Source organism: Photobacterium sp. Ph5 (assembly GCF_022129445.1).
Lineage (GTDB): Bacteria > Pseudomonadota > Gammaproteobacteria > Enterobacterales > Vibrionaceae > Photobacterium.
The window spans coordinates 21,888-46,865 of record NZ_JADQAQ010000015.1 but is presented as its reverse complement, the minus strand read 5'-3'; the positions used below and the strand labels follow the sequence as shown (position 1 = coordinate 46,865).

At 38.1% G+C, this 24,978-nt stretch carries 26 protein-coding genes; 13 read left to right on the top strand and 13 right to left on the bottom strand.

All coding sequences use genetic code 11. From position 1 onward, the window contains the following. Positions 1–6 precede the first annotated feature (6 nt). The 6 genes from I3259_RS08070 to I3259_RS08045 all read left to right on the top strand — a co-directional run bounded on the left by I3259_RS08070 (position 7) and on the right by I3259_RS08045 (position 5,439). Positions 7–1,917, top strand: coding sequence for an alkaline phosphatase D family protein (locus I3259_RS08070; RefSeq protein ID WP_238029145.1), 1,911 nt, complete (start codon positions 7–9; stop codon positions 1,915–1,917). Between the two features lie 215 nt (positions 1,918–2,132). After that, positions 2,133–2,486: a hypothetical protein gene (locus tag I3259_RS08065; protein ID WP_238029144.1), complete on the top strand. Its 354-nt coding sequence runs from the start codon at positions 2,133–2,135 to the stop codon at positions 2,484–2,486. Positions 2,487–2,767: 281 nt separating this feature from the next. Next, positions 2,768–3,304: a hypothetical protein gene (locus I3259_RS08060; RefSeq protein WP_238029143.1), complete on the top strand. Its 537-nt coding sequence runs from the start codon at positions 2,768–2,770 to the stop codon at positions 3,302–3,304. Between the two features lie 251 nt (positions 3,305–3,555). Beyond that, complete coding sequence (locus I3259_RS08055; protein ID WP_238029142.1) at positions 3,556–4,494, top strand: hypothetical protein; 939 nt, start codon at positions 3,556–3,558, stop codon at positions 4,492–4,494. A gap of 92 nt (positions 4,495–4,586) precedes the next feature. Then, positions 4,587–4,892, top strand: a complete 306-nt coding sequence (locus tag I3259_RS08050) for a hypothetical protein (RefSeq protein ID WP_238029141.1) — start codon at positions 4,587–4,589, stop codon at positions 4,890–4,892. 82 nt (positions 4,893–4,974) lie between these two features. Beyond that, complete coding sequence (locus I3259_RS08045) at positions 4,975–5,439, top strand: copper resistance protein NlpE (RefSeq protein ID WP_238029140.1); 465 nt, start codon at positions 4,975–4,977, stop codon at positions 5,437–5,439. 102 nt (positions 5,440–5,541) lie between these two features. Here the strand turns inward: I3259_RS08045 and I3259_RS08040 are convergent, their stop codons facing one another. Beyond that, the gene (locus I3259_RS08040) at positions 5,542–6,447 is read right to left on the bottom strand and encodes a LysR family transcriptional regulator (protein ID WP_238029139.1); all 906 of its coding nucleotides are present in this window, start codon (positions 6,445–6,447) and stop codon (positions 5,542–5,544) included. 179 nt (positions 6,448–6,626) lie between these two features. On the opposite strand from I3259_RS08040, the gene I3259_RS08035 reads away from it, so the two are divergent. Next, on the top strand, positions 6,627–7,883 hold the full coding sequence (locus tag I3259_RS08035; RefSeq protein WP_238029138.1) for an adenylosuccinate synthase: 1,257 nt from the start codon (positions 6,627–6,629) through the stop codon (positions 7,881–7,883). A 132-nt stretch (positions 7,884–8,015) separates the two neighbouring features. Here I3259_RS08035 and I3259_RS08030 read toward each other — a convergent pair whose 3' ends face one another. The 4 genes from I3259_RS08030 to I3259_RS08015 all read right to left on the bottom strand — a co-directional run bounded on the left by I3259_RS08030 (position 8,016) and on the right by I3259_RS08015 (position 11,929). Then, positions 8,016–8,309 carry a SemiSWEET transporter gene (locus I3259_RS08030; protein ID WP_238029173.1) on the bottom strand — a complete coding sequence of 98 codons (294 nt, stop codon included), beginning with the start codon at positions 8,307–8,309 and terminating at the stop codon, positions 8,016–8,018. Between the two features lie 277 nt (positions 8,310–8,586). Continuing rightward, the gene (dtpA, locus tag I3259_RS08025) at positions 8,587–10,065 is read right to left on the bottom strand and encodes a dipeptide/tripeptide permease DtpA (protein ID WP_238029137.1); all 1,479 of its coding nucleotides are present in this window, start codon (positions 10,063–10,065) and stop codon (positions 8,587–8,589) included. Between the two features lie 519 nt (positions 10,066–10,584). After that, positions 10,585–10,998, bottom strand: a complete 414-nt coding sequence (locus tag I3259_RS08020) for an NUDIX domain-containing protein (RefSeq protein ID WP_238029136.1) — start codon at positions 10,996–10,998, stop codon at positions 10,585–10,587. A 55-nt stretch (positions 10,999–11,053) separates the two neighbouring features. Next, positions 11,054–11,929 carry a LysR family transcriptional regulator gene (locus I3259_RS08015; protein WP_238029135.1) on the bottom strand — a complete coding sequence of 292 codons (876 nt, stop codon included), beginning with the start codon at positions 11,927–11,929 and terminating at the stop codon, positions 11,054–11,056. A gap of 99 nt (positions 11,930–12,028) precedes the next feature. Between I3259_RS08015 and I3259_RS08010 the strand changes: the two genes are divergently transcribed. Next, complete coding sequence (locus I3259_RS08010) at positions 12,029–12,535, top strand: lactoylglutathione lyase family protein (protein ID WP_105061909.1); 507 nt, start codon at positions 12,029–12,031, stop codon at positions 12,533–12,535. 121 nt (positions 12,536–12,656) lie between these two features. Here I3259_RS08010 and I3259_RS08005 read toward each other — a convergent pair whose 3' ends face one another. Continuing rightward, positions 12,657–13,352, bottom strand: coding sequence for a pseudouridine synthase (locus tag I3259_RS08005; RefSeq protein WP_238029134.1), 696 nt, complete (start codon positions 13,350–13,352; stop codon positions 12,657–12,659). Between the two features lie 252 nt (positions 13,353–13,604). Here I3259_RS08005 and I3259_RS08000 point away from each other — a divergent pair, with 252 nt between their 5' ends. After that, positions 13,605–14,150: a cytochrome b gene (locus I3259_RS08000; RefSeq protein ID WP_238029133.1), complete on the top strand. Its 546-nt coding sequence runs from the start codon at positions 13,605–13,607 to the stop codon at positions 14,148–14,150. A gap of 46 nt (positions 14,151–14,196) precedes the next feature. Continuing rightward, the gene (locus I3259_RS07995) at positions 14,197–14,784 is read left to right on the top strand and encodes a YceI family protein (RefSeq protein WP_238029132.1); all 588 of its coding nucleotides are present in this window, start codon (positions 14,197–14,199) and stop codon (positions 14,782–14,784) included. Positions 14,785–14,854: 70 nt separating this feature from the next. Here the strand turns inward: I3259_RS07995 and I3259_RS07990 are convergent, their stop codons facing one another. The 3 genes from I3259_RS07990 to I3259_RS07980 all read right to left on the bottom strand — a co-directional run bounded on the left by I3259_RS07990 (position 14,855) and on the right by I3259_RS07980 (position 16,448). After that, entirely contained in the window at positions 14,855–15,145 is a 291-nt protein-coding gene (locus I3259_RS07990; protein ID WP_107208340.1) for a YkgJ family cysteine cluster protein, read from the bottom strand. A 139-nt stretch (positions 15,146–15,284) separates the two neighbouring features. Further along, on the bottom strand, positions 15,285–15,581 hold the full coding sequence (locus I3259_RS07985; RefSeq protein ID WP_238029131.1) for a Dabb family protein: 297 nt from the start codon (positions 15,579–15,581) through the stop codon (positions 15,285–15,287). Between the two features lie 48 nt (positions 15,582–15,629). Beyond that, positions 15,630–16,448 carry a PhzF family phenazine biosynthesis protein gene (locus tag I3259_RS07980; RefSeq protein WP_238029130.1) on the bottom strand — a complete coding sequence of 273 codons (819 nt, stop codon included), beginning with the start codon at positions 16,446–16,448 and terminating at the stop codon, positions 15,630–15,632. A 400-nt stretch (positions 16,449–16,848) separates the two neighbouring features. Between I3259_RS07980 and I3259_RS07975 the strand changes: the two genes are divergently transcribed. Continuing rightward, positions 16,849–17,001, top strand: coding sequence for a hypothetical protein (locus tag I3259_RS07975; RefSeq protein WP_238029129.1), 153 nt, complete (start codon positions 16,849–16,851; stop codon positions 16,999–17,001). After that, on the top strand, positions 16,998–17,195 hold the full coding sequence (locus I3259_RS07970; protein ID WP_238029128.1) for a hypothetical protein: 198 nt from the start codon (positions 16,998–17,000) through the stop codon (positions 17,193–17,195). Before I3259_RS07975 ends, I3259_RS07970 begins: the two co-directional genes overlap by 4 nt. Positions 17,196–17,315: 120 nt before the next feature. Here the strand turns inward: I3259_RS07970 and I3259_RS07965 are convergent, their stop codons facing one another. From I3259_RS07965 to flgM, 3 genes are read right to left on the bottom strand one after another with little or no spacing between them, the layout of a single operon-like run. Beyond that, positions 17,316–18,089 carry a lytic transglycosylase domain-containing protein gene (locus I3259_RS07965; RefSeq protein ID WP_238029127.1) on the bottom strand — a complete coding sequence of 258 codons (774 nt, stop codon included), beginning with the start codon at positions 18,087–18,089 and terminating at the stop codon, positions 17,316–17,318. Between the two features lie 18 nt (positions 18,090–18,107). Next, complete coding sequence (locus I3259_RS07960) at positions 18,108–18,575, bottom strand: flagellar protein FlgN (RefSeq protein WP_238029126.1); 468 nt, start codon at positions 18,573–18,575, stop codon at positions 18,108–18,110. 30 nt (positions 18,576–18,605) lie between these two features. Further along, positions 18,606–18,887 carry a flagellar biosynthesis anti-sigma factor FlgM gene (flgM, locus tag I3259_RS07955; protein WP_238029125.1) on the bottom strand — a complete coding sequence of 94 codons (282 nt, stop codon included), beginning with the start codon at positions 18,885–18,887 and terminating at the stop codon, positions 18,606–18,608. Between the two features lie 208 nt (positions 18,888–19,095). Between flgM and I3259_RS07950 the strand changes: the two genes are divergently transcribed. Next, positions 19,096–20,235, top strand: a complete 1,140-nt coding sequence (locus I3259_RS07950) for a PcfJ domain-containing protein (protein ID WP_238029124.1) — start codon at positions 19,096–19,098, stop codon at positions 20,233–20,235. 67 nt (positions 20,236–20,302) lie between these two features. Here I3259_RS07950 and I3259_RS07945 read toward each other — a convergent pair whose 3' ends face one another. Beyond that, positions 20,303–24,907, bottom strand: a complete 4,605-nt coding sequence (locus tag I3259_RS07945; RefSeq protein WP_238029123.1) for an SslE/AcfD family lipoprotein zinc metalloprotease — start codon at positions 24,905–24,907, stop codon at positions 20,303–20,305. Between the last annotated feature and the right edge of the window lie 71 nt (positions 24,908–24,978).

Below are 24,978 nucleotides of genomic sequence, written 5' to 3'. Positions count from 1 at the left end.
AAGTAAATGTCTAAAGAAGCACCAGCATCATCCTTACCACTTATTATTGCCGGTCCTATTTTACGTAAAGCGACAGCAACGCAATTAGTACTATGGTTTGTGACCACGGAACGATTGGATGCTACTTTTTACTTATATCAACAAGGTGATGATACCCCTAGTTATCAAGCCACTATTGCAGATGAACATCAAATTCAAATCGGTAAACATGCTTGGGTTGTACTCGCACAGTTTGAGGGTGAATTTGCAGTTAATACTCCACTTGCTTATCAGCTTGATACCCAGCAAGGGCTTTTAACCGATTTAATTCCGTCACTAACCTACGATAATGAATCCATGATTAGCATTGTGATCAACACTAGAGCTGATTATGTGTTACATGGCTCTTGTCGTAACCCTCATTACCCAAGTAAAGACAGCTTAGTGGTAGCAGATAGCAAAGTGGCTGAGCAACCCATTCTTGAACGCCCAAGCTTATTAATGATGAGTGGTGATCAAATTTATGCTGATCATGTTGCGGGACCTACACTTGATGCGATTGAACAAGTGATCCAACTGCTAGGTTTACCCACTGAAACGTTTGAACAGTCTAGCATTGCAGATACAGATGCTTTGTATCAGAGTCCTTATCATTTATATGGACGAGATAAATTATTACCGATCTATATTGATACGCAAACATGGCTAGGTAAATTATTGCCTGAGCGTGTGGTGCCTATTTTTAGCTCGCGAGAATGTGAAAATCATCTGATCAGTTTTAGTGAATATTTTGCAATGTATTTACTGGTATGGTCACCAACTTTGTGGGGTTGGGTTGATCGTGAGCGTTTTGCGAAGCGGAATTTCACCTGTGGTGGGGTGCAAATTGCGCCTAAATGGCAGCAACAATGGCGCCAAGAAAGCCATATTATGGATGATTTCGTTCAAGGCCTGCCGCAAGTTCAGCGTTTGTTTGCACATATTCCGACGTATATGATTTTCGATGATCATGATGTAACGGATGACTATATGCTTAATCGTCGCTGGGAAACCGCAGCGTTTAATAACTTATTTTCTCGTCGAATTATTGGTAATGCACTAATAAGCTACTGGCTATGTCAGGCGTGGGGCAATGCTCCCGAAAAATTTGAACAACCTTTCCTTGATGACGCCAAGTACTACTTTGCTGAGCCCTGTAATCAAACACAAGATGCATTTATTACGCGGTTAAATCAGTTTGAGCACTGGCACTATACCATTTCAACCACACCTAAAATGGTGGTATTAGATACGCGTACTCGACGTTGGCGTTCAGAATCGAATGATAACCGTCCATCAGGGTTAATGGATTGGGAAGCCATGATTGAGTTTCAGCAGGAATTATTACATGAACCGGCAGTGATTATTGTTTCTGCTGCACCAATGTTCGGTGTAAAGTTTATTGAAACATTGCAACGAATGATGACATGGATAGGGCAGCCACTATTGGTTGATGCTGAAAACTGGATGGCGCATCCAGGCTCAGCCAATACACTACTGAGTATTTTTACCCATACCAAAACACCGACCCAATTTATTATTCTATCGGGTGATGTTCATTATTCTTTTGCTTACGACATAACGTTTCGAAATCATAAAGGCAAATTTCATATTTATCAGATCACCTGTAGCGGTTTAAAAAATGAATTTCCTAATCGTTTATTGCGCTTTTGTGATGCGATGGATCGGACACTATACAGCCCTCATTCACCGTTAAACTGGTTTACCAAGCGTAAGAAATTGCTGATTGAAAAGCGTGATCCAGATATTGCAGGAGCGCATCGACTGGTTAATCGCAGTGCAATAGGAGAGTTATATCTTGCATCAGATGGTTCGCCTAAAGTGATAGAAATATTAACAGCTGAGGGTGAAACTATTTATTTTCCAGTAAAAAAGTAAACATTATGTCAGATAGTGTCAATTTGATGTCATGATTATTTATTGTATATATATAACAATAGGTTAATCGTTTTTTGTTAATGATTTCTGATGGTGTAAATTATGTGTTTTCATTTTTTATAAGATCCTATTCACAAAATGGCTTAATTTAAGGGCTCTAAAATGCTAAATTATAGAGCGTTGCTCAATGAGAGCTTGCTATAGGATTAGGTATTTTGCTAAAACGATTGATGAGCCAGTTATGCAAAGAAAAGATATGTGTCGCTTTTTTGTTTTTATCTTTTACCGGTTTGGCTGGGGCTCTTTTTTTTGTTGGTGAAAATACTTATGACATTGACTCTGTCGTTGGTGAAGTAACAGAAACGTTCTCAAAATTTGAAACTGGAGAACGAAAATTAGTGTTAAAGGTTGTGCCTGAAGACAGCGATAAAGAAGTGAATGTGCCTATAAAGGCGAGTGTTTTTTGTCCAGTTGGTTCTGATGTTATACTGTTTAAAAAAGAATGTAAGTTATTTGGTCCTACAGAATATGAGTTTATTTCATGTGGGTGTGATATTAATGCTTATTAGTATTAAATAAATGTACAGTCATTTATTCCTATCGGTGTAGTAAAAGTCTTTTACGCACTAAAACAGCTAATAAAATTGCGCCATTATTACTGCTTACGTATTATTCCACCATAAATTATGGATATCAAAATAGATATAAAAAGGAATGTATTTATTACTCTAGTAAATGATGGTGTAGAATGTGTACGCAGTACAAATTAATTATATTTAAAATGTTTCATTTTTTTTCGTTGTTATTACTTGTATCACTGCCAATATGGGTGATACGTTTTGACGTATTAGTGCTTAAGAATAATATTCCAGAGCAATCAGCAACAGAATACATCGAGCAATTGTTATTGTTGTTCAGTATATTTTGCTACGCTTATATGGGTTGGGATAGCCAATATCACCGCCGCGCTGCTGTTTTAGTTTCCGCTTTTTTTACCTGTATGTTTATTCGTGAATTAGATTCATTTTTTGATCGGTATATTAATCATGGTTTTTGGATAGTACCTGCTTTAATAGTAGCAATTTTCGCAATAGGTTATGCATTAACAGATAGAAAAAATACGTTATTAAATTTAGAAAAATTCATAAATAGTGATAATTTCTCATTACTTTGTTTAGGGATAGCTATATTATTCGTCTTTTCTCGTTTATTTGGAATGGGAAGTTTTTGGCATCAAGTAATGGGTGATGATTTTGTTAGAATTGTGAAAAATATAGCAGAAGAAAGTACTGAACTTTTAGGTTATACAATTATATTTTATTCTTCAGTTAAATATCTCATTTCATATTTACGCAGTTCAACTAATAACAATTATATTAACGAATAATATGATTATTATCAAAATCTAGAATGTTTCAATTAATGAGAAATTCTACATTTCCTAAGAAGAATGGAAAATAATGCTATGTTATTTTCCATTTTTTATATTTTCAATCTTGAATTAAAAGAGATTTAATACCTAAAAGTAATAATTTGACCTATTATTGACTTGGAAATGACGTCGTTAAGACATAGGTTTATCTGGTAGATAGATACTGTCAAGGTCGTATTAAAACAGTATTCGTTACAGGGGTTAGTATGAAAAAAACAATTATCGCGATGACTATCGCAGGTTTATTTTTAGTTGGTTGTGATCAGGCAAAACAAGATACAGCTACAGATAGCGCATCTGCTGCCCAACATTCAACCGTTGAAATGAAAGACAAAGTAACTGAAAAGTCTAATACGGCGTTAGATGTAACTAAAGATACGGTATCCGATGCTGCTGATGTAGTTAAAGAGCAAACCAATAAAATGGTTGATAAAGCAGCAGCACTAAGTGATTCAGCAGTTCAAAAAGCGTCGGATATGACTGATTCAGTAAAAGAAAAGACGTCTGATGTTGTCAATAAATCAAAGCAAGTTGTTGATGATTCAGTTGATTCAATGAAGGAAAAAGCGGCTGAGTTAAAAACTTCATTGACTAATTCATCAGAACAAGCGACGGATACAGCAACAGATGCGATGAAAAGCACAACCGATGCCGCAACCGAAATAAAAAATAGTGCTGTGGTAGAAACATCAACTGCGGTTGATCATGCTGAACATAATGCAACAGAGATGAAAGATGCTGTCGTTAATCACTCAAACCATGCTATTGATGAGGCAAAAGATGAAGCGGCAGATGCTAAAGACTCAATGACGCATGCAGCGAATAGCGCTGAAGAATCGGTAGATCATTCAATGGATGAAATGAAACATTCAGCGACAGAAATGAAAGATGCAGCAATGGATAAAACATCGAACGCTGTTGACGCTGTAAGTGATAAAACAACGGTGGCAGAAGATAACTTAAAAAATGCCGCAAATGATGCTATGAAATCTGTCGATGATTCAGCTAAAGCGGCGCAAGATAAAGCATCTGAAATAACAGATTCAGCGGTAAATAGCACAAATAAAGCGATAGATGATGTATCGACCGATGTTAAAAATAAGGCTGATGATTTAGAGAAAAAAGCGTCAGATTTATTGAACTAAATACTCTATAAGTTTCGAATTTTATAGCAAGATACCGTGATACTTTTATGCTTAAAGTATCAAGGTATCTTGTTTCTTCTAAGGAGATTAAGATGAAAAAAACACTATTAGTTGCTGCAATTCTTGGTTTAGCGCTTGTTGGTTGTGATCAAAGCAGCGATAAAACTACGACTGATATGCAAAATAAAGTATCAGATACAGCAACTCAAGTCGTTGATTCAACAAAAGCGGCAGCCAATGATGCCGTTGATGCTACAAAGGAAGCGGCTGACGATACTGCAAAAGCGGCGAATAATGTTGCAGATAAAGCCGTTGATGCAACAAAAGATATGGCTGATGATGCAAGCAAAGCTGCGGATAATATGAAAGACGCAGTTAAGGATGCAACTGCTGAGTAATTGATAGCACAGTCTATTATGGTGTTCTATTTTACGAAGAATACGCATCCATAATATCTTGTGTTATTTCAAGGAGATTAAGATGAAGAAAACGATTTTAGCTACAGTACTTCTTGGTTTAGTGCTTGTGGGCTGTGATCAGGCATCAGATAAAACATCTTCAACAGTACCTGCAGCGAACGGTCAAGTGACAGAATTATCAAAAGCTGATGATAATGCGAAGAACTCACTCGATTGGATGGGTGAGTATACAGGTATTGAGCCTTGTGCTGATTGTTCAGGAATTGAAACAAGCTTAACGCTGAAAGACGACGGAACTTACATTTTAGATCAAACTTATCAAGGTAAAGAAACCAAGCCTTTAACCACTGAAGGTAAGTTTAATTGGAATGATGAAGGTGATACGATCACTTTGAATTTAGGTGGTGGTCAATCAACGCAGTATTTCGTGAGTGAACAACGCATTTTCCATTTAGATAAAGATGGTAAACGTGTGCAAGGTGATCTTGCTGATGCGTATACGTTAAAAAAACAAGATCATAAATAACTTGTTATGATCTGAACATTGTGCTGATAACACATATATTAAGCCCTGATCACAGGGCTTAATTATATCTAGCGCTAGGAGAGGAGATGAAGATCGCTAGCATTACTGAGAGCGTTGGATTTCATCATCAACCCACCGTAAGAGTTGTTTAATGGCTCGTGAAAGCACTTGGTTTTGACGCACAATATAACCTAAACTGGTTGTAGGAAAATCAGGTAGAGGAGTGATTTTTGTTTGCAAGTGCGGTTTCGAATGTAATGAAAAACTCGGTACAATCGCGACGCCAAATCCCGCTTCAGCCCAATCAATCTGCGCATCCACGCTGCCTACTTCCATTACATGGTATTTCTTTAGTTTTAATAAAGGTAATGCCATATCAATCAATTCACGGGTTCGAGTATCGTGACCGAGTAATATTAACGTAGGTTCTTCTGCGGCTAATGGTTCAACTGGAATGATTTGCGAAGGATTCGCTGAGAGTGCCTGCCAGCGTGACAAGCCATTACCTAATGCACACCACTTAACTTGTCGCAATTCAGTAAAATGCAATGGTTGACTCTCTTTTTGTGCAATAACAAACCCCAGATCGGCTTTCGCACTTTTGACTAACTCAGTCGCTTGAGACGAAGTGGTATTAAAAAGTGACAGATCAATACCTGGGTATTCTTTCTTGAAAGATTGAAAAGGGCTAATTAATAATAAACGAGAAATAATATCACTGGCTGCGATGGTTAAAGTGCCGCGATTAAGCTCATTGATGGCATTCAGATCAGCCTGACAAATTTGCAGTTCCATTAAGGTGTTTTCTGCACTTTGTAACAGACGTTCACCGGCTTGAGTTAAACGAAAAGGATTACGCTCAATCAATTTAACCCGTGTGGTTTGTTCTAATTGCTTGAGATGAAGGCTTACATTAGGTTGTGTCATATGTAGCGCAGCAGCAGTTTTACCGAAGTGCTGGTGTTTTGCCAAAGCGACAAAGGTATTTAGCCAGTGGATATCAATCATATTCGCAATGATTTCCTAAGCAGTAGATGGTGTTAATCATCATACATAACATATTGAGTAGAGAAGATTAACCATACTCTAGATATGATATTCTTATCAAGTTAATAACGATTATTAATTATTCTTATTGGTAGGATGAGCATAGGATAGTTGTCATTGCTTTTGAGGAGATTCAAATTATGTCGTCTATCGTTGTTGTTGGTGCTAACTGGGGTGATGAAGGTAAAGGTCGTATTGTTGACTATTTAGCAGACCAAGCTTCAGCAAGTATCCGTTTCCAAGGTGGTAATAACGCAGGTCACACTGTTGTTAACGATTTTGGTACGTTCAAATTGCACCAATTACCTAGCGGCGTATTTAATCCTGATTGTATTGCTGTGTTAGGTCCTGGCATGGTGATCAGCCCTGAAAAATTGTCTTTAGAAATCGAAGAAGTGGCGACATCAGGTGTTGAAGTAAAACTTTGCATCTCAGATCGTGCAACACTATGTTTACCTTTACACGCACTAGAAGATACCTTAGAAGAACAACGTCTAGGTGATGGTGCTTACGGTTCAACACGTCAAGGTATCGCACCTGCATACGGCGACCGTGTAATGAAAAAAGGTATTCTTGTTGGTTGGTTAAAACAACCTGCAGTGTTACGTGAGCGCATTCAATTCATGATGGATTGGAAACTTCCTCAACTTAAAGCGCTATACCCATCATTTGAATTCACGCAAACAGCGGAAGAAATGACAGAGTGGCTATTAGAGGTTTCTCAGCCTTGGCGTGACAGTATTTGTAACGTAACAGAGCCACTTAAAGCGCTACAAAAAGAAGATAAAACGTTGTTGTTTGAAGCGCAACTAGGTGCGGGTCGTGACTTAGTTTACGGTGAATACCCATGGACAACATCTTCTAACGTAACAGCAGCTTACGCTGGTATCGGTAGTGGTTTACCTGCTCTTCACCCTGAGCGTGTTATTGCAGTAGCAAAAGCATTCAGCTCTTCAGTAGGTACGGGTACGTTGATCACTGCAATGGAAGATCAAGACCAATTCCGTGAAGATGCAAAAGAATTCGGTGCCACAACAGGTCGCCCACGTGATATGGGTTACTTCGATGCAGTAGCGACTCGTAACGGTGTTGAGCTACAAGCCGCAACTGAAATTGCACTAACTAAGATCGACTGCCTAACGGGTATGAAAGATCTGAAAATCTGTGTCGCTTACGACGGCGAGCATACTGAAAACCCAATTTGGCCTCAAACTGCATCATTAACGGCTGTTTACGAGCAAATGACTGGTTGGGAAGAAGATATTACAGGTTGTCGTACATTTGAATCTCTTCCTAAAGGTGCTCAAGAGTACGTACTTCGTATTGAAGAGCTAATGGGTGTGCCAGTTAAAATGGTTTCTGTTGGCCCTGAGCGTGATCAAATGATCCTTCGCTAATCGGCAATATTGAGATAGTTTTTATTATCACAATGTATGAATAGTAAAAACGGGCGTGTTAATTATTAACACGCCCGTTTTCTCTATTGAACCTTAAGAGAAGGAGATTCTATTCTTTCATTTTATGTAAATCTAAAAGGTGACCCCTGCCTTGATCATGATACCCACCATCATGGCAAAATAAGCGAGAAATCCTAAAAAATTACCCACCCAAATTGTTGGATTTTTATGGTAGAGACCATAAATAAACCAGAGCAAAGAAATAAGTGCATACATCGACCAGGTGGTTAACGATAAACCATGGGCATGATTGGAATGAGATATAAAAAGCTTATATAACTGAGGCATTGTTGCTATAGGGCTGATTAAACCCATAAACAGCATGAGCGGTTCAAGTTTCTTCCCTACACTCTCCAACAGCGACATATGCATTCAACTCCTAAACTACTAATACGTCGTCGACGACTAATATTTAAAAGCTTAGTTTTATTCTTCGTTAAATGCTAAAAATCTCAAGTTACGATGAATGATGTTTCTAGGCTGGAATATTTAGGATTCTATCTCTAGTTTGAAAGTCGCGATAACATATAAAAATATACCCAGAGACTTCAACATACAGGGTTCTCGTATTATCAAAACCTGTAGTTGAAAGCGCCTGGGCATATTGATTGATCTTTAGTTAAAATAAAACCCTAGAAGAATATTATGCAGTGACAGTTTCTGTTGATACATCTTTAGCGTAAATAACACGAGTCAGTTTAGGGGCAATAATTAGGGTCAGCAGAGCAATAGCAGCGGTAACATAGCCTATCACCCCAAATACATGACTATAAATAGCTAATGTTTGTTGTGGCTCTACAATATTGGTTGAAGCTGTTGTTAGTGTTGCTACCCAGCCAGCAAGAACCGCAGCCGTTGCTGAAGTTAAAAACCACATACCCATCGCAAATCCCATCATACGCTGAGGAACAAGCTGAGCAACCATCGCTAATCCGAGACCAGATACCAGTAGTTCACCAATAGATTGGAAGAAGTAAGACAACACTAACCAGTTAGAGCTGATAATACTGTGGCTATTGGCAAAATGCGCACCAAAAGCAAGTACTAAGAAAGAAAGGCTACATAACACCATGCCGAGCGCAAATTTAAACGGCATAGAGAAACGATCGCCAAACTTATTATAGATAATGGCAAGAACAGGGCTAGCAATCATGATCCATAGTGGATTCAGCGCTTGGAATTGTTCTGGTGCGACACTGATACCAAACAGATCATGAGAGATATTATGGATCGCAAAGAAATTAAGCGAGGTTGGCATTTGGAAATACAGCACGAAGAAGACAATGCCTTGTAGCATCAATATAAATGCTACCAACATTTTAGCGCGTTCAATACCTGTGGTTTGTAAGGCTTCTTTGAAATACAACGCAACAATAGTGATCCCCACCACCACTAAAATGGCATGTGCGTAGAATAAATGTTGTAGCAAAATAGCACTGATGAAACTCAGGATAATAGCACCCACTAATACACTGATATAATGCACAACATTAACTGGCTTCATATCTGGTGTCGAGCCTACGTGTTTTACCGTAGAGTGGCTGATCATAAAGTTCACAATAGTGATCACCAAACCGATGGCGCTAACGGAAAAGGCAAAATCATAACCAAATTTTTCTGCAATCCAAGGTGTTAATAGCATTGAGAAAAAAGAACCTAAGTTAATCGCCATGTAATACAGGGTGAAGGCACCGTCTAAGCGAGGATCATTCTCGCCATAAACTTTGGCTAATAAACTTGATGGGTTCGCTTTAAATAAACCATTACCCATAGTAATAAAGCCCATTGCCATGTAAATCAACATTGGGCTGCTATTATCATGGCTGGCGGAAAGTCCAAGTAAAACATACCCTGCAGTAAGAATAATCGCACCGAGAGTAATTGTACGCTTGGTTCCCAATACTTTATCACCTACCCAACCACCAATAGCGACAGAGCCATACACCAGCGCAGAAAAGGCACCAAATAAAGTAAATGATGCTGATTCCGACATACCAAGAATTTTAACCATATACACAGTTAAAATAGCTTGCATGCCATAAAAGCCAAAGCGTTCCCAAAATTCAATTGAAAATATTAAATAGAAAGGCTTTGGTTGTTTAAATATATTTACTTCGGACATTACATTCCCTTAAATATTATAATTATTTTATTTTCTGTATTTTTAGCTATTCAGTGTTATAACGAGACACCTGTTTAAAAAAACTACTAGTATTATCCATTATCAGCAATACCTAAATATAAGTTGTTACTTTTGATCAGTTGTAATTAATTGCTGTTATTTTTTATTTCAATTAAATCAGAGCTTTAAAATTATATTGTGCGGTGTTTTTTATTGTGAGAGTGAAATCAATTAAAAAATAATCATAATTAACTAGCGATTTAAAAATATTAGTAAATAAATAACTAAAATTATTAGAGTGAATATATTTTATAATGTGTAAATAATTGCTTATTTCCTAAATAATCAATTCAATAAAATTACAATAAAACGTCATTTTATACGTTATAAGTCATTCAATAGGGATAATTAATGGGTTGAATATGGATTTGAAACAATAGCAAAGTCATTTATGGGTTAGAGATAGCGATTAGTGAAAGAATGGACAGGTATCGACTGATCGACACCTCTCTTTATTTATTAGGCAAGTTTTCCTGCAATCAGTGATTTTTCTTCTAGCCACTTCAATACCGCTAATGCGGCAATAGAGCATAGGTTTTCATCATTACTATCAATGAATTTTTGCTCTTCGATTTCAGCAGCAGGGATGAGATCCCCTGAGTAATCAGCAAAGTAACACGTTAGTTTTACTGAGATGCCTTCCGCCTTACCATCGGCCTGAGCCGTGAATGTTTCCATGTAGTTAATACTGTTTGGTATAAGATCAACGGACAGCTCTTCTTTTATTTCGCGGGTTAGCGCTTCAATGTCACTTTCACCGGCTTCACGTTTACCGCCAGGAAGGTAAAACAGTGCTTTACCTTGAGATCTTACTACTAAAAATTTGCCGTCTTGAATTAAAACCCAAGCGAGCTTATCAATTACTTTATTCATTTATTTACTCAATAATTTTCTGTAAAAACATTGCGCCATTTTTCACTCTTATACTTTACGCATCCAGACAAGTCATTATTTCTTCAATCACAGCTTCAACACGGTTAGGAATAAATCGGTTGGCGTGAGTGCCTAAATAAATTTTCTCGCTGACTTCATTGTCAAACAGATGGATATTTACATGTACTTTATCTTGAAAGGCATCTACAGCGTAACGAGGCAAAACAGTAAACCCTAATCCTAATTTTACTGGCTCTAAAATAAGGTTAATTTGGTTAGAAAATCCTGACCGCTTAAATTGGTTAATATGTTTAAACTCAGGGTAATTAACGCTGAGTAACTGGCTTGCATGATAAACCCCATCAGGGTGATCTATAAAGCCTAACTCAATAAGGTTGTCCCAATTTGGCGGTGAAATAGAGGTTGGCGTAACCAGCAAAAGTGCTTCTTCAGCAATGGCATTCAGGGTTATATCGGCTTTATTTGAAAGACGTGTCATAAAGCCAATATCGATACGCTGCTCTGCAAGTAAGGTTTCTATTTCATGGTTAGGTGCAAAGCGATAATCAATAACTAATTCAGGATGTTGTTGTTGAAAAGCCAGTAAATGAGGGTAGAGCTTCAACCCAATGCTACCTGGAGAAGCAATGCGTACTATACCTTCATAACGAGGATCAATACTGATCCTTTTATCTAAATCTGTAAGCGACAATACAATTTGATTGGCTTCGTTGTATAAGCGTTCACCTGCTTGAGTCAAAGTGAATTTTTTTCCGTGGCGAGTGAGCAGTGGTTGCTCTAAATACTGCTCTAATTTCTTTATATGTTGGCTGACACCGGATTGCGTCATATAAAGCTTTCCAGCGGTATGAGTAAAATGTCCAGTTTCTACCAAAGTACAAAAGCTACGTAACCAAATGGGATTAATCATTACAAAACGTACTCATTTTTATTATTAATGATAATTTTACTTAATAATTTGTGGTTTGTAATCTACTCACATCAACAATAACGATGAAGAGAACAAACCATGACAAATCAGACTTACCCACGTAGCTTTTCTCATATTGGTATTTCAGTACCTGATCTTGATGCTGCGGTTAAGTTTTACACCGAAGTTCTGGGTTGGTATGTGATCATGGAGCCAACAGAAATTATTGAAGATGATTCCGCGATTGGTGAAATGTGTACAGATGTTTTTGGTAGTAATTGGGAGCGTTTTCGTATTGCACATTTATCAACAGGTGATCGTATTGGTATCGAACTGTTTGAGTTTAAAAACCAAACCAATCCTGAAGATAACTTCGAGTATTGGAAGACAGGAGTATTCCACTTTAGTGTTCAAGATCCTAATGTTGAAGAGCTTGCAGAAAAGATCGTTGCAGCTGGCGGTAAAAAACGTATGAAAGCACCACGTTTTTATTACCCTGGTGAGAAGCCATACCGTATGATTTATATGGAAGACCCATTTGGTAACATCATTGAAATTTACTCTCATAGCTATGAATTACACTACAGTGCAGGTGCATATAAATAAGCGTTTAGTGTTAGCTTTGTTGTAATTAGTACTGTGTTGTTATAACCAAAATCCGACTTTTAAATTTTCTTTGAAGAAAGGTAAATGAGTCGGATTTTGTATATTTTAGTATTTGTTCTGATTAAGTCGCTTTAATAAAGGAGGCGACTTCGTCTTTGGTTAGGTAACGCCATTGCCCGACTTCAAGATCAAGCATCACCTCACCAATTGCTTCACGGTGAAGAGACACAACGCGATTACCAACAGCGGCAAACATGCGCTTAACCTGATGAAATTTTCCTTCAGTAATCGTCAGCAATACTTCTTTCGCTGAAATAACGGTTAATATCGCTGGTGCGGTTAACTTTTGTTCGCCTTGTAATTTTATCCCCGCTTTAAATTTTTCGGCCACGTCTACCGCAATATCTCGAGACAAACCAACTCGATAAACTTTACTGCATTTTTGATTGGGTGATGTGATGTTAAATGACCAACGCCCATCATCAGTGATCAGTACCATTCCTGTGGTATCCGCATCTAGACGTCCTGCAATATGTAATTCAGCGATATTTTCAACATCAAGGTAGTTAAATAGAGAAGGGTAAACTTCATCAATATTTGAGCAGATAGTTCCAGCAGGTTTATGCATTAGGATATAGCGAAACTCACGCGCAATTAGCCTTTTACCATCCATGATAACGGTATTATTCTCATGCACTTGTGTTGCTTCATTGATAATGACTGCATCGTTGACGCTAATATCACCAGCGTGTATTCGCTCAATGGCTTCTGCTTTAGTGAGTTGGGTACATTTACAAATAAATTTATCAAGGCGCATAACACTCAATACGAGTAAGGAAACAAGCGCGTTATTATCCGTTATCACTCATATTTAGCAATCCTGAGCACTGGTTTCGTGAGTGTTGATTATGCGAAATAGCATTATCATTTTGTGGGGAAGTATTTATATTTATTTTCTATGAGAATAAATATAGCGCTGTCAGACACAATTTCTTACAAATCAAGTTAATAAATTGTTGTCGATATGTTTATTATGCTGGTGGCGGATTTTGTTATCGAGTGTATCACCATGAAAAAAACACCAAATAAAAATTGGAATCCCATGATTATTTTACTTCACTGGTTGGTTGCGCTGGTTGTGGTTGGATTATTTGCGCTTGGCTGGTGGATGGTTGATTTAAATTATTATCATGCTTGGTATAAAACGGCACCTGATACCCATAAAAGCATCGGTTTGATCTTATTCTTTGTATTGATCGTAAGGATGCTATTAAGAACATTAACTGCTGCACCAGCCCCCCTTTCCAGTCATGCTAAATGGGAGAAATGGCTTGCACAAAAAACGCATTGGCTATTGTATTTATTGTTATTTGTGGTGATGTTTAGCGGTTACTTGATTTCAACTGCAGATGGAAGAGCGATCAGTATCTTTGGTGTATTTGATATTCCAGCAACGCTTACAAGTATTCAAAATCAAGAAGATATCGCCGGGACTATCCACTGGTATGGCGCTTGTGTGTTGATTGGCTTTACTCTTTTACATGCCATTGGCGCGTTAAAACATCACTTTATAGATAAAGATAACACGCTAAAACGCATGCTAGGCAAAGCATAATAACAAAAATTAGATAAGACGTATTACGACATAAACGGAGATTATGATGAAAAAACGCCTATTAAGATCTTTTATTCCTTGCACACTTTTAGCTGTGGCTAGTATGTCATCAATAGCGCTAGCAGACGATTATAAAATCGATACTAATGGCTCACATGCATCGATTCAATTTCGGATCCAGCATCTTGGTTACAGTTGGTTGGTAGGGCGTTTTAATACCTTTGATGGTGAGTTTAGTTATGATGAAAAGCAGCCTGAAGCATCAAAAGTTAAAGTGAATATAGCAACGGCGAGTGTGGATTCAAACCATGCTGAACGTGATAAACATTTACGCAGCAGTGATTTTTTAAATGTTGATAAGTTTCCACAAGCAACGTTTGTTAGCAGTTCTTTTAAAGAGCAGAGTGATGGAAAAGCACTCATGACAGGTGATTTAACATTAAACGGCGTGACAAAACCGGTTACGATTGATGTTAAACATGTTGGAGCTGGTAATGATCCGTGGGGCGGTTATCGTCGTGGGTTTGTTGGTACCACAATGATTATATTGAAAGATTATGATATTAGAACAAACTTAGGCCCAGCATCCACGACGGTTGAATTAGAGCTTAATGTTGAAGGAATCCGTCTTTAATTGAGTAAAAGATACGAGTTAGCATTTATATAAAAGGTAAGTGCTAACTCGTTAGTCTTAGAGCTACGGATTATAGAAATTCAGTACGCTCATCAACACATTCGTAAGAACCCATTTCAAATTCGCGGCAAATCCAAGGACGGTTTTCATAAATTGTACACATGAAAGTTTCTCTATCAAGGGCCGAGCACCAACCGTCAGCGAGTCGAAGCATAGTTTCACCTCCCCACATATCTCGTTTGATATGCCTTTCCGGTACACCTGTATCTGAGATAATCATCACTTCTAAGCGACAGCAACATGCTTTACAGTTAGAGCAAGATACCTCAGGCGTAGTTTCATTTTTTATTGGGATGTTCATAGCTTGAAAAACACAGTGATCTTAAATACTCAGTAAATCATTATACCTTAAATAAGATAACGATATTGTTTTTCCCAATTTTACTGCTTTATTAAAGATACGATAAACAGTTTTAATGGCTATTTTTTACATTAGTTATCTATGTCTGATAGTCAAAAACAACAAGATCTTCAATAAGTGGTAAAAAAGTGGCTTTTAAAGCATCGTGTTCAGGGTGAGGTAAATAGCGTTGTCGATCGTCTTCTTTTTTGAACGTCATAAAAACAGAATGGGTATAACCTTTAGCTAAGTTTTCAGGGCTATTATTAATCCCCCATTCAACCGAGATAACGCCATTAATTTTATTTGGGATAGCTTCAAATAGATCTTTTACCTGGTTGATATCTGATGGTGCTGCTATATCTTTAAATTTGATGAGTAAAATATGACGAATCATTACATGCAACCTTATTATTGTTAAACTCAAGTTGTTGTTTTATTTAAATCAATAGTTTGAAAGCTCTGGTAGATGTAATGTTCCTTTGATTACGGTAATAGCAGAGCCGATGAGTTTTATACGGCCATTGGGTAATAACTCGGTGCTGACATATCCACCACGCGCTGATGCTTGATAACCATTAAGTTTTACTTTATTGAGCTTTTCTGACCAGTAAAGTGTTAAGGCGCAGTGTGCAGAACCTGTTACAGGATCTTCATTAACGCCAACCCAGGGGGCAAAAAAACGAGATATGAAATCAAGATCATCACGTTTTGTTAGTGCGGTAATTAAAACGCCGCGACCATCAATTTTTTTTAAGCGATCAAAGTTTGGCGCAAGATTTAATAAAATGTCTTCGTCATCAACTTCAATCAATATCTTTGAATCAAAAATACCATAGGAAATAACATGTTCAGTTTCAATGCCTAAAGATGTCAATAATTCAGAGGATGGCGTAATATTAAAGTCAAGAACTGGCGCGGGGAAATCGAGCTCTATAGTTGATGGTTGTATTAAGGCGGTTAATGGTCCTGACAGAGTATTAAATGTCACGGTATCATTAACGTTAAAAAGTTTTTTTTCTTTTAAAATATGAGTAACGGAAAGTGTGCCATGGCCACATAGTTTGACTTCAGCTTGAGGCGTGAACCATTTTAAGTTCATGTCCTTTAATGATAAAAAAGCGGTCTCTGAAACTGCCATTTCAGCAGCAATGGAAAGCATTAAACTTTCAGATAACGCTTCCTTTGTAATGCAAACACCCGCAGGATTGCCTTTAAAAATGTCATTGGTAAAAGCATCAACTTGATAGATCTCGATGTTCATTTATTACCTATTTTTCTTCATCTAATTTCTAAAATCGTAACAATTGTCTCTACCTTGATTGTTAATTCAATGTAAGATTGCAGATATATAAGTGTTATATTGATTCGTATTGCTAATAATTTCAGTTTGATTAATCTACATTGCATATTCGGTTAGAAAAATCAGTTTACAAATGCGAATGAAAATGTTTTGTGGAAGTTATGCGATAATTTTGGTAATATGTAAACAAATCTTTATATTACCTTTAATAAAATGAATTATTTTACTATTAAAGCTATATATTGATCTCCTAGCTTATCTATACCTTTCCATATCATGCAATTTTATTGCTTGGTAACTGCAACACTTAATCATCTACCGATATAGCTATTTACGATTATGTATTAACAGAGAGACATTCATGACAAAGCAAACTGATACCAAACGTACAACCACAGAAGCTAAAGCAAAGAAAAAAATCGCACCAAAAACAACTGAAAGAAAAGTGAGTGTTCGCGAGCGGATTGAAAACTTACAAATGCAGCGCGAATGGGACAAAGAGTGGGAGCTATGATAAATAGCTCATTAATTGCTCAGAATATTAATGATGCCTTATTACTTTATTCTGAAAAGTTAAGTCATTGGGAACGAGACTATCTTAGTAATTTAAATCAAACCCTTTTAAATCATGGTCAATTATCTGACAAACAAATGACGTTATGCGCTCAGATTTTTGGGCGTCGTAAACTTCCTCTGTTATTACCGTAACGTTTATTACTGAACTAGAATTCTTATCTATTTCCTTTTTCCTTATAACGTTTGTTGTAATTAGATAACGTGCTGATTAACTGAAGTATTTGTTACTTTCTAGGTTAGTCTTATGACGGTTTAAAACGTAATGATTGGTTTGATAGGTTTCATATTAATCACTGTTTTGGTTTCAAATAATTGTTTTAGAAACACGATATCATTATTAATAGATACTGTATTGATTGCGAAGGGAGAGTGAACATTCGGTATTGAGCTTACTAACGCATTAAGATCGATCAGTTTTTCTAAAGCATAAAATTTATGCACGTAATCAACGGTTTCATTAGGTAAGCGTAGAGCTGAAAAATGTTTATCCACGACCCGTTTTAATGCCCGTTGTACACGTCCTTCCCCTGAATTATAAGCGGCTAACGTTAGCTTTAAATCTTGATCAAATTTGTTATAGAGAAAGATCAGATATTGCATTGCAGCATCTGTACTACGGGCAATATTGAATCTTTCATCTTTAGTCTTTGAGACCGTTAAACCAAAACGTTTTGCTGTTGCAGGCATGAGTTGCCAAAGTCCAGCTGCTTTTGCATGAGAGACTGCATGGCGATCGAATGTCGATTCAATCATTGGAATTAATACCAGACTGCGCGGCAGCTTTTTAGCATCAAGCTGTTTGATTATATGCTGTACGGTACTTTGATTACGTGTGAATTGTTTATTGATCACTTTTTTATGAGGTGATAACCGTTGGTAATGCTTGCTAACCTGTTGTTCAAATTTTGCTTTGTATTTTGTAGGTAGTGTTGTGACAGCTTGGCTAGTGTTAGCGGACAATAACAAAATCAGCATGGTGAACATACTTAGAGGTAGAGAGAGGATCGTGCATTTTTTATTATCCAAATGATACCTCATTAGCCTTTAATACTGCATTAAATGCGGTGTGCTATAGGCGTTATTGTCATTCTGTTGGGGCATTTGAGCATACACTTGATTGAGCAATTCGCTGAAGTTAGCTGATAATACTCCATTACGCTGATTTAACTTATGACACTGTTTTACAAGCGTTTCTAAGGTATGCCATTGTTGCTGAAGTTTGCTCTGTATTGCATTTGGTAAAGCATGGATCAGTTTATTCATGCTTTGATTATTGATCGGTAAGCCAAGCTTGTGTAGCTGTTTTGTGCGCAGCTGGCTGCGTTGTGTTAGTTGTTTAAGCAGGGGCAGTTGTTGTTCCGTCAGTCGCGAAAGTAATTCACCATCAAATTTTAAATAGCATTGGTGCTGTTGTTGCATTAGTTGATAAAGTTGGCGGTAATCAACAATATCGCACTGAATATCTTTTATAAGCACAGCGATCATTTGCTGTTTATTGGGTTTGTTAGGCATATTTTACTCCATATAACATTAGCAATGTGCTTATTCATGACCAGTATGAAATTGCAAAATCGCGCTTGAAAGCGCTTCGATATCTAAGTTTATCTCGCCACGATTTAGAGCGTTTTTGATCTGTTCAACTTTTGCCATATCAACATCAGGTAAGGCACTTAGCGGTTGCTGTGCTTGTGCTAAGCGTTGGCTGTCGGTAGTGCTAGGTGTGTTGATAGCGTTATTTTTAACGGGCTGAGGATTTATTTGTTGCTCTGATGGTTTTAACTGGGTATGGGGAAACTGCGAGGTTGCAACTTTATCTATTTTCATCGTTTTCATTCCTACACAAGACGCTTAGTCTACTTGGGCGACCAACCTCATAGGAAGATTAAATAATAAATGAGAATTTCAGCATTTTTATCGCAAAGAGATTATTTAATATCAAAATACAGTGAGCATAGTGAAATTGGCTTTCGGTTTTGAGTAAAAAGACATAGCTTACATTTTAGTATAGCTAACCCATAGGCGATAACTGAGCATGATAAAAGGTGGAGCGTTAACCATTCCTACAACAACATTAGGTTATGCGTTTGATATTATTCTTAATTGTTGGGAGCAGGGCTTTGATGGTTATCGTGTTTATAGCAGTGGTGATATTGAACCATTAGAAGGCAATTTAGGATTAAGTCTCGAGTTACTCTCTGAATTTACCGAAGGTACTGAATGGTTAGCTCAGATTCCTGTGGACTATATTACGTTATCGTCCAACTATAGCGAGTATCAATATTTAATATTATGGCTTGCTGCCAACTCAAGGGCTGCCAGTCAGTTATTACAACAGCGCGGTATATTATTAGCGTTAATTTGTGATCGATATAAAATTGATAAATATCAAGCGTTAAAAGTTGCTGAAATGGGGCAGAGGTCAATTCTATCTCACTTTAATTTAGAGAGTAGTAAAGCGGCATTACGATTTTTAGATAAACTAAAGTTCAGTAAAACGATGGGATCTGCGATGTACATGATCCGACTTTATTTACATCCGACAGATAAATTATATTTAAGATTTAAGCATTATGAGCGTGTTAATGACTTTTGCTTTTTTGTCGATAGAAATATGCCAGAGCTGACTGGGTCAAAGTTGGGGATTGCATTATCTAAGAATAAACGTCGTCCTGATTGGCCATGTATGGGGTATATCTTTGATACCTTGATGCTAGGCTATGAAATAAATATAGATACCCCTAATAAAAGAGTCGGTGAGCTGTCGTCGTATCAAGCATTAGTTGAATTACATAATCATTGGGTGCAAGAACGCATTCGATTAAAGGAATCTTGTCCTGAAGATGCGCATATTCCTTATGATATCCCCTTTGATGATTGTTATGAGCATGGGATCTATGCTGTTTGTACCTATGGTGAATTATTACAAGAATCTGCAGAGCAAGAACATTGTATTATGAGCTATCACCGAAAGATAAGGGCTAAGACTTATTCGGTTTTTACTAAGCCTTACCCTAAACGGGTGACGATAGGTATTAGCATTAACAAAAATAGTGCAAGACCTTATGCGATAGATCAAGTGCGTGGATATAGAAATCGTACAGCTTCCGAAGAAACCTTGAAAAAGATTTATCAGTGGTTTGATAAAGAAGTGAAAAAGTACAGGCTGTTATAATTATTTTAAAATAGAGACCGCTATAAAGTATGACTTATAGCGGCTCTGTTGTGATTAATATTTAAGCTTATCGATTTGTAATAGTGATTGCATTAATCGATAAAGGATCTAGCATTGGCTTCGGTAGTTTTAGTGCTTGTACTGCGCTTAAACCTGCTGAAGTGATCCCACCTTCATATTGTGGCTTAGACTCACCAGGAACAAGGTATGCTTTTGAACCTGGGTTCCATGCAGCAAAGAAATCTGACAGATCTTTTTGTGTAGCGTAAGAGGCACATAACATCAGTTGATCACCTTTGCTTAATCCACTTTGATCACGACAAACGTTATTAGTTGGTAATAGTGTGTTGTCTTCTTCACTATTACGCGTTAAACGATGCATTAGCTTGATCAAATCCCAGCCTTTTAGCCCGGTTACAGTATTCGCGTAGTAAGATGGCAAAGGTGCTTTGATTACGTTATTGATATCAAACTCTTGCTCTGCCCATTCTTTTAATTGAGCAAACATCAGTAAACGTTCACTGTTACCGCCAGCAGCCCATGCATGTCCTTGCTCTAGGCGGACAAAGTTAGGTGCCATTTTTATATCAGCTTCGACACGGGTCATTTTACCGAGGTATTTATCCTGCATGTAAAGTGCCAGCATGTTGTTCACAACTTCTGTAGCACCTTCCACATTAAATGGTGCTTCAGCGGCATTGTGACCAACCTCGTGCCATAACAACCAGTCATTTAGTGGTGTAGTTGATAGTAATGTTGATGTTTTATTAAAGCTCCCGTTCATCACTGGGTAGCCGGAGTGGGCAGCGCCAATAGAAATAGCGATATCGTTTACAAAGTGGTGCTTGTTATTTGATCGCGTACTATCTGTCGCTTTGCCATTACGACCATTTCCTTCTCCGACCGCTTCATCACGAGCGTAGAAATCATTGACATCTGCGGAGAACATATCAAGTTCTGCAGCAAATTTGGTTCTATCCCCACCGTAATTGCTTGCTGTTAAATTCTCAGCGGCAGCGGTGTAAATAAAGGTATTCGATTCAATTTCACCAATAGGTGCTGGTGAGCTTTGATCGTTAACCCATTTATCGACCTTAAACCAAGGGGCGTTCACCGTACCTGAGAAGTTTAATGTCACAGGATTGGTTTCATTACCTTGCACATATACGAGGCCACCATAAGGCGTTGTAAAATTAGCTGTTGCATTGGGTTGTAGAGTAAAGGTCTTAGTCATACGAGGCGGACGCTTTAAACCTAACTCATGTTTTTCACGACCTGTTAAATCATCTGCTAGTGCAACGGTTACTGTGATCGGATTACTATTACCTGATGCCGTGATTGTCATTGGTTCATGTGCAATTGCCCATTGACCTGTAGCTTGACGGTTTCCTGCAAACCAAGCGGCAGTGTTATTGCTTAAATCAACTGTGATACTAGTGCTACCACCACTTGTTGTAACTTCACCTGGGTATTGGCGAACATCTGCTTTAATATCAAGATCGAAGTAAGTTCGACCCAACATTAAGCGTGTTAGCGGTTTTTCCATGTAATTTAATGGGTAGCTTGGGTTCATCCAGCCGGCGTATTTACCTGCATTATTACTGTAAACCATGTTGTTGGATTCAAGACTTTGCTTTAGCGCATCACTACAGGTGGTTTGCCCTGCAGCGGTATCACCATAACAGTTTAGGAATTCAGTAAAGCGTTCAAAGCCAAGTTCGTCTTCTTTACCAGATTCAAAGCGATAATCGAGATCGTTCCATAACCATACCGTCATGTTTTGGTAGATACGATTAAGATCAACACTGCTTAAGCGTTCACCTTGGCTGCCTCTAGTTCTAAAATACAGCTCGTGTTGATATAAACGCTCGATATTAGTACCAAGATCTGCCGCTTTAATCATGGCTTTTGCTGTCGCTTCATCTAGTGGCAACTCTTTATAAAGCGCGCGATGCATACCACCAGATAGACGTATATCATTCCCCGGACGATACTCTAGGCAGTTAATCTCATAGTGATAATCCGTTAGCGTACATTCTTTAACATTGAACTCTTTAAGAATACGTTGTTTGTCTGCTTCAATAGCTTCTGGCGCTCTTTTTTCCCCTTTTTCGTAAGTATCAATGAACGCCAGTAATTGAACATTCTCACCTTGTTCGTTCTTAATTATCTTACGTGCGACTTCTAACTCAGGTTTATCATCAGGCTTTTTGTTTTCGATAAAATCCCACGTAACTGTGCCAGTCACTTCGTCTATGTTATACGGCTGTTTTAGTTTATCTGTATCGCCATCTTTAACTGCAGCATAGCGCTCTAAGACCCAGTAATCGTGTTGACGTTGAGAACGTACGCGATCAGGGTAGCCATAACTTGGGCCATTACCACCTGCGGTTGATTGACCATTAATTGCTAAGCCTGCACCGTCCAGTAAACGAGTAAAGTCATCGTTCACACGTTTAGTAATACTTTCCATGATCAAGATATTACCGCCACGCTCTACATAATTGAGTAGATCAGAAACATCTTGTTGAGTTAGTTTAGGTTGATCGGTATTGGCTAAAGAAGGGATCTCATCACTGATTGATACACTATTTTCGTAGCCATTTAGAATTAACAACGGCATATCAGCAGGATCGATACCACTAAAGCTTGAAAGCTGTTGAGCTGTCATATTAAAGCGAGGATCAATGACAAATGGTGCTTTATTACCAATGATTAGATGTCCTGAACGGCGGAAATAAACATCAGGAATATTGGTACCAATGTTGATCGGTTCTGCTGATGTAGTGTACTTATCACCAATTAAATAACGGAAGGTATTGAAGAAGAAATTCGCCATATCTTCGGAGTCTTGGGTGTTATTCCAACATGCTCCGTTGTCACTTACGCCGTTATCCCAACTAAAGCCGTCAGGGCACACCAGGATCGTGTTGTATTTGCTGTTACCTAACAACATAACTTTACCTGCGCCTACTTCACCAATACTGATAAATGGCAGATTAAAGGTTGCAGTGTTACCACTGACTAAATCTGGCTTCACTGTTGATGGTGATTCAGTAATGTATGCAAGAGAACGTTCGTCCCATGCTTTCTTCTCACCAAAACGTAGCCAAAAGTTATTATCGTTACGCGGCATCAATACAGGAAATGCTGCATTTGAAATGTTGATTGCACCTTGTCCACGAGGATAACCTGGACTGCCGTAGTACCATGTTTCGTCACTAAATACATGGAATTTAGTGACAGGTTTCCAGCCTTCTGATTGTGCATCAACACCGGCACCCCATAGCTTTAAAATATCCGCTTGAATGTTACCGCCAGCATCCATCACACGAGGAAAAGATAAGCTTGAGATACTGCGTGTGGAACTACATTTACCTTCACAAATCGCGGTGTCGATATCTAGTGCTAAACCTTGGTTAAATTGTTTATCAAACTCACCATCAATTGGTGTTTGAGTACCTGTGCCGTTATCAAGCATCACAGGCTCTGACAGTGATAGGTTAATCGCTTCATTGATGACGTTCGGGTACATGGCAAATACTTGGCACACACGATCGTTGATCACAATCTGTGAATCATCATGAGAGTAACGTTGCAATAAACGTTCAGCATTACGGCCTAGGTGCTCAGCGCCTAAATCTGCAATGGAAAACTGCGTTTTATTGGCTTTAATCTCACCTAATTCAAAGGTATCGATACCAAAAGAGACAGTTTCGCCCCAGTTGAATGAGAATTTGCCTTGTTCATCGGTAATGCCACGAGATGAATGGCTGTAGTACTCAATACCTTGTACTGGCTTGTTGTGACTATCAACCAGCGTACCTTGAGATAGGATCACCTTTGTCGGTTGATAAACCAAGTTTGCCTCCGCATTGGCAGAAACAAAATTAGAATTTAGATCGTCACTTGTACCAGGAGTGACTTCTGGTTTTACATTCGGTTCATGAGTTGAAGGCTTACTATCCGCTTCGGTATTATCTTCGACTTTATCGACTAATAACTTGTTAAACTCATCTTTACTCAAGGTCTGTAATTCTGTGGAATGATACAAGCTGTTAAAATGTACTTGCTCAGCAGAAGATAATGACAGCTCAACTACGCCACCGATAGAAGTACCACTTTTAAGCAATAGACTTCGAGTGTTGTCTAACGCATTTTGCAGTTCAATAGCATCTGTGATCGCAACAAAACGATCTGAATCCGCTAAGTTTAAGCGCTTAACTTTTTCTAATGCTGTGCCTTTGGTGATTTTAAGCTCGATATTGCTAAATGTTGCAAGCTCAACAGCACCGTAATAACAACTGACAGTATCGGCATTGTTAATAATCAGGCTGTTTGCTGTTTCACCATTACATAACACGCTGTTGCCAAAACGAAGATCGCTATCTAAAGCAAAAAGTGCGGTGGCGGTTGGATCTGGCTCTACTGGAGGGATTACTTCTGGATCACCTGTTTCAGGATCAACAACTGGTGGCGTGATTTCAGGCTCCGTTGGTGGTTCAACAGGTGGTGGCGTGATCTCAGGGTCGTCAATATCTGGTTCTGGAAGTGGTTCACTTGGCAGAATTTCGGTAGGAGGAATAATGGTTGTGTTAGATGTATCGTCACCATGACAACCCATCAATAAAATTGAGGAGCTAATAGCAACTGCAATAAGTTTTTTTTGCATGAAGGCATAACCTAAAATGGTAATTTATTGCTGTTGTATATTGTAAAAATAAAGGGTTAACAATGTTATTT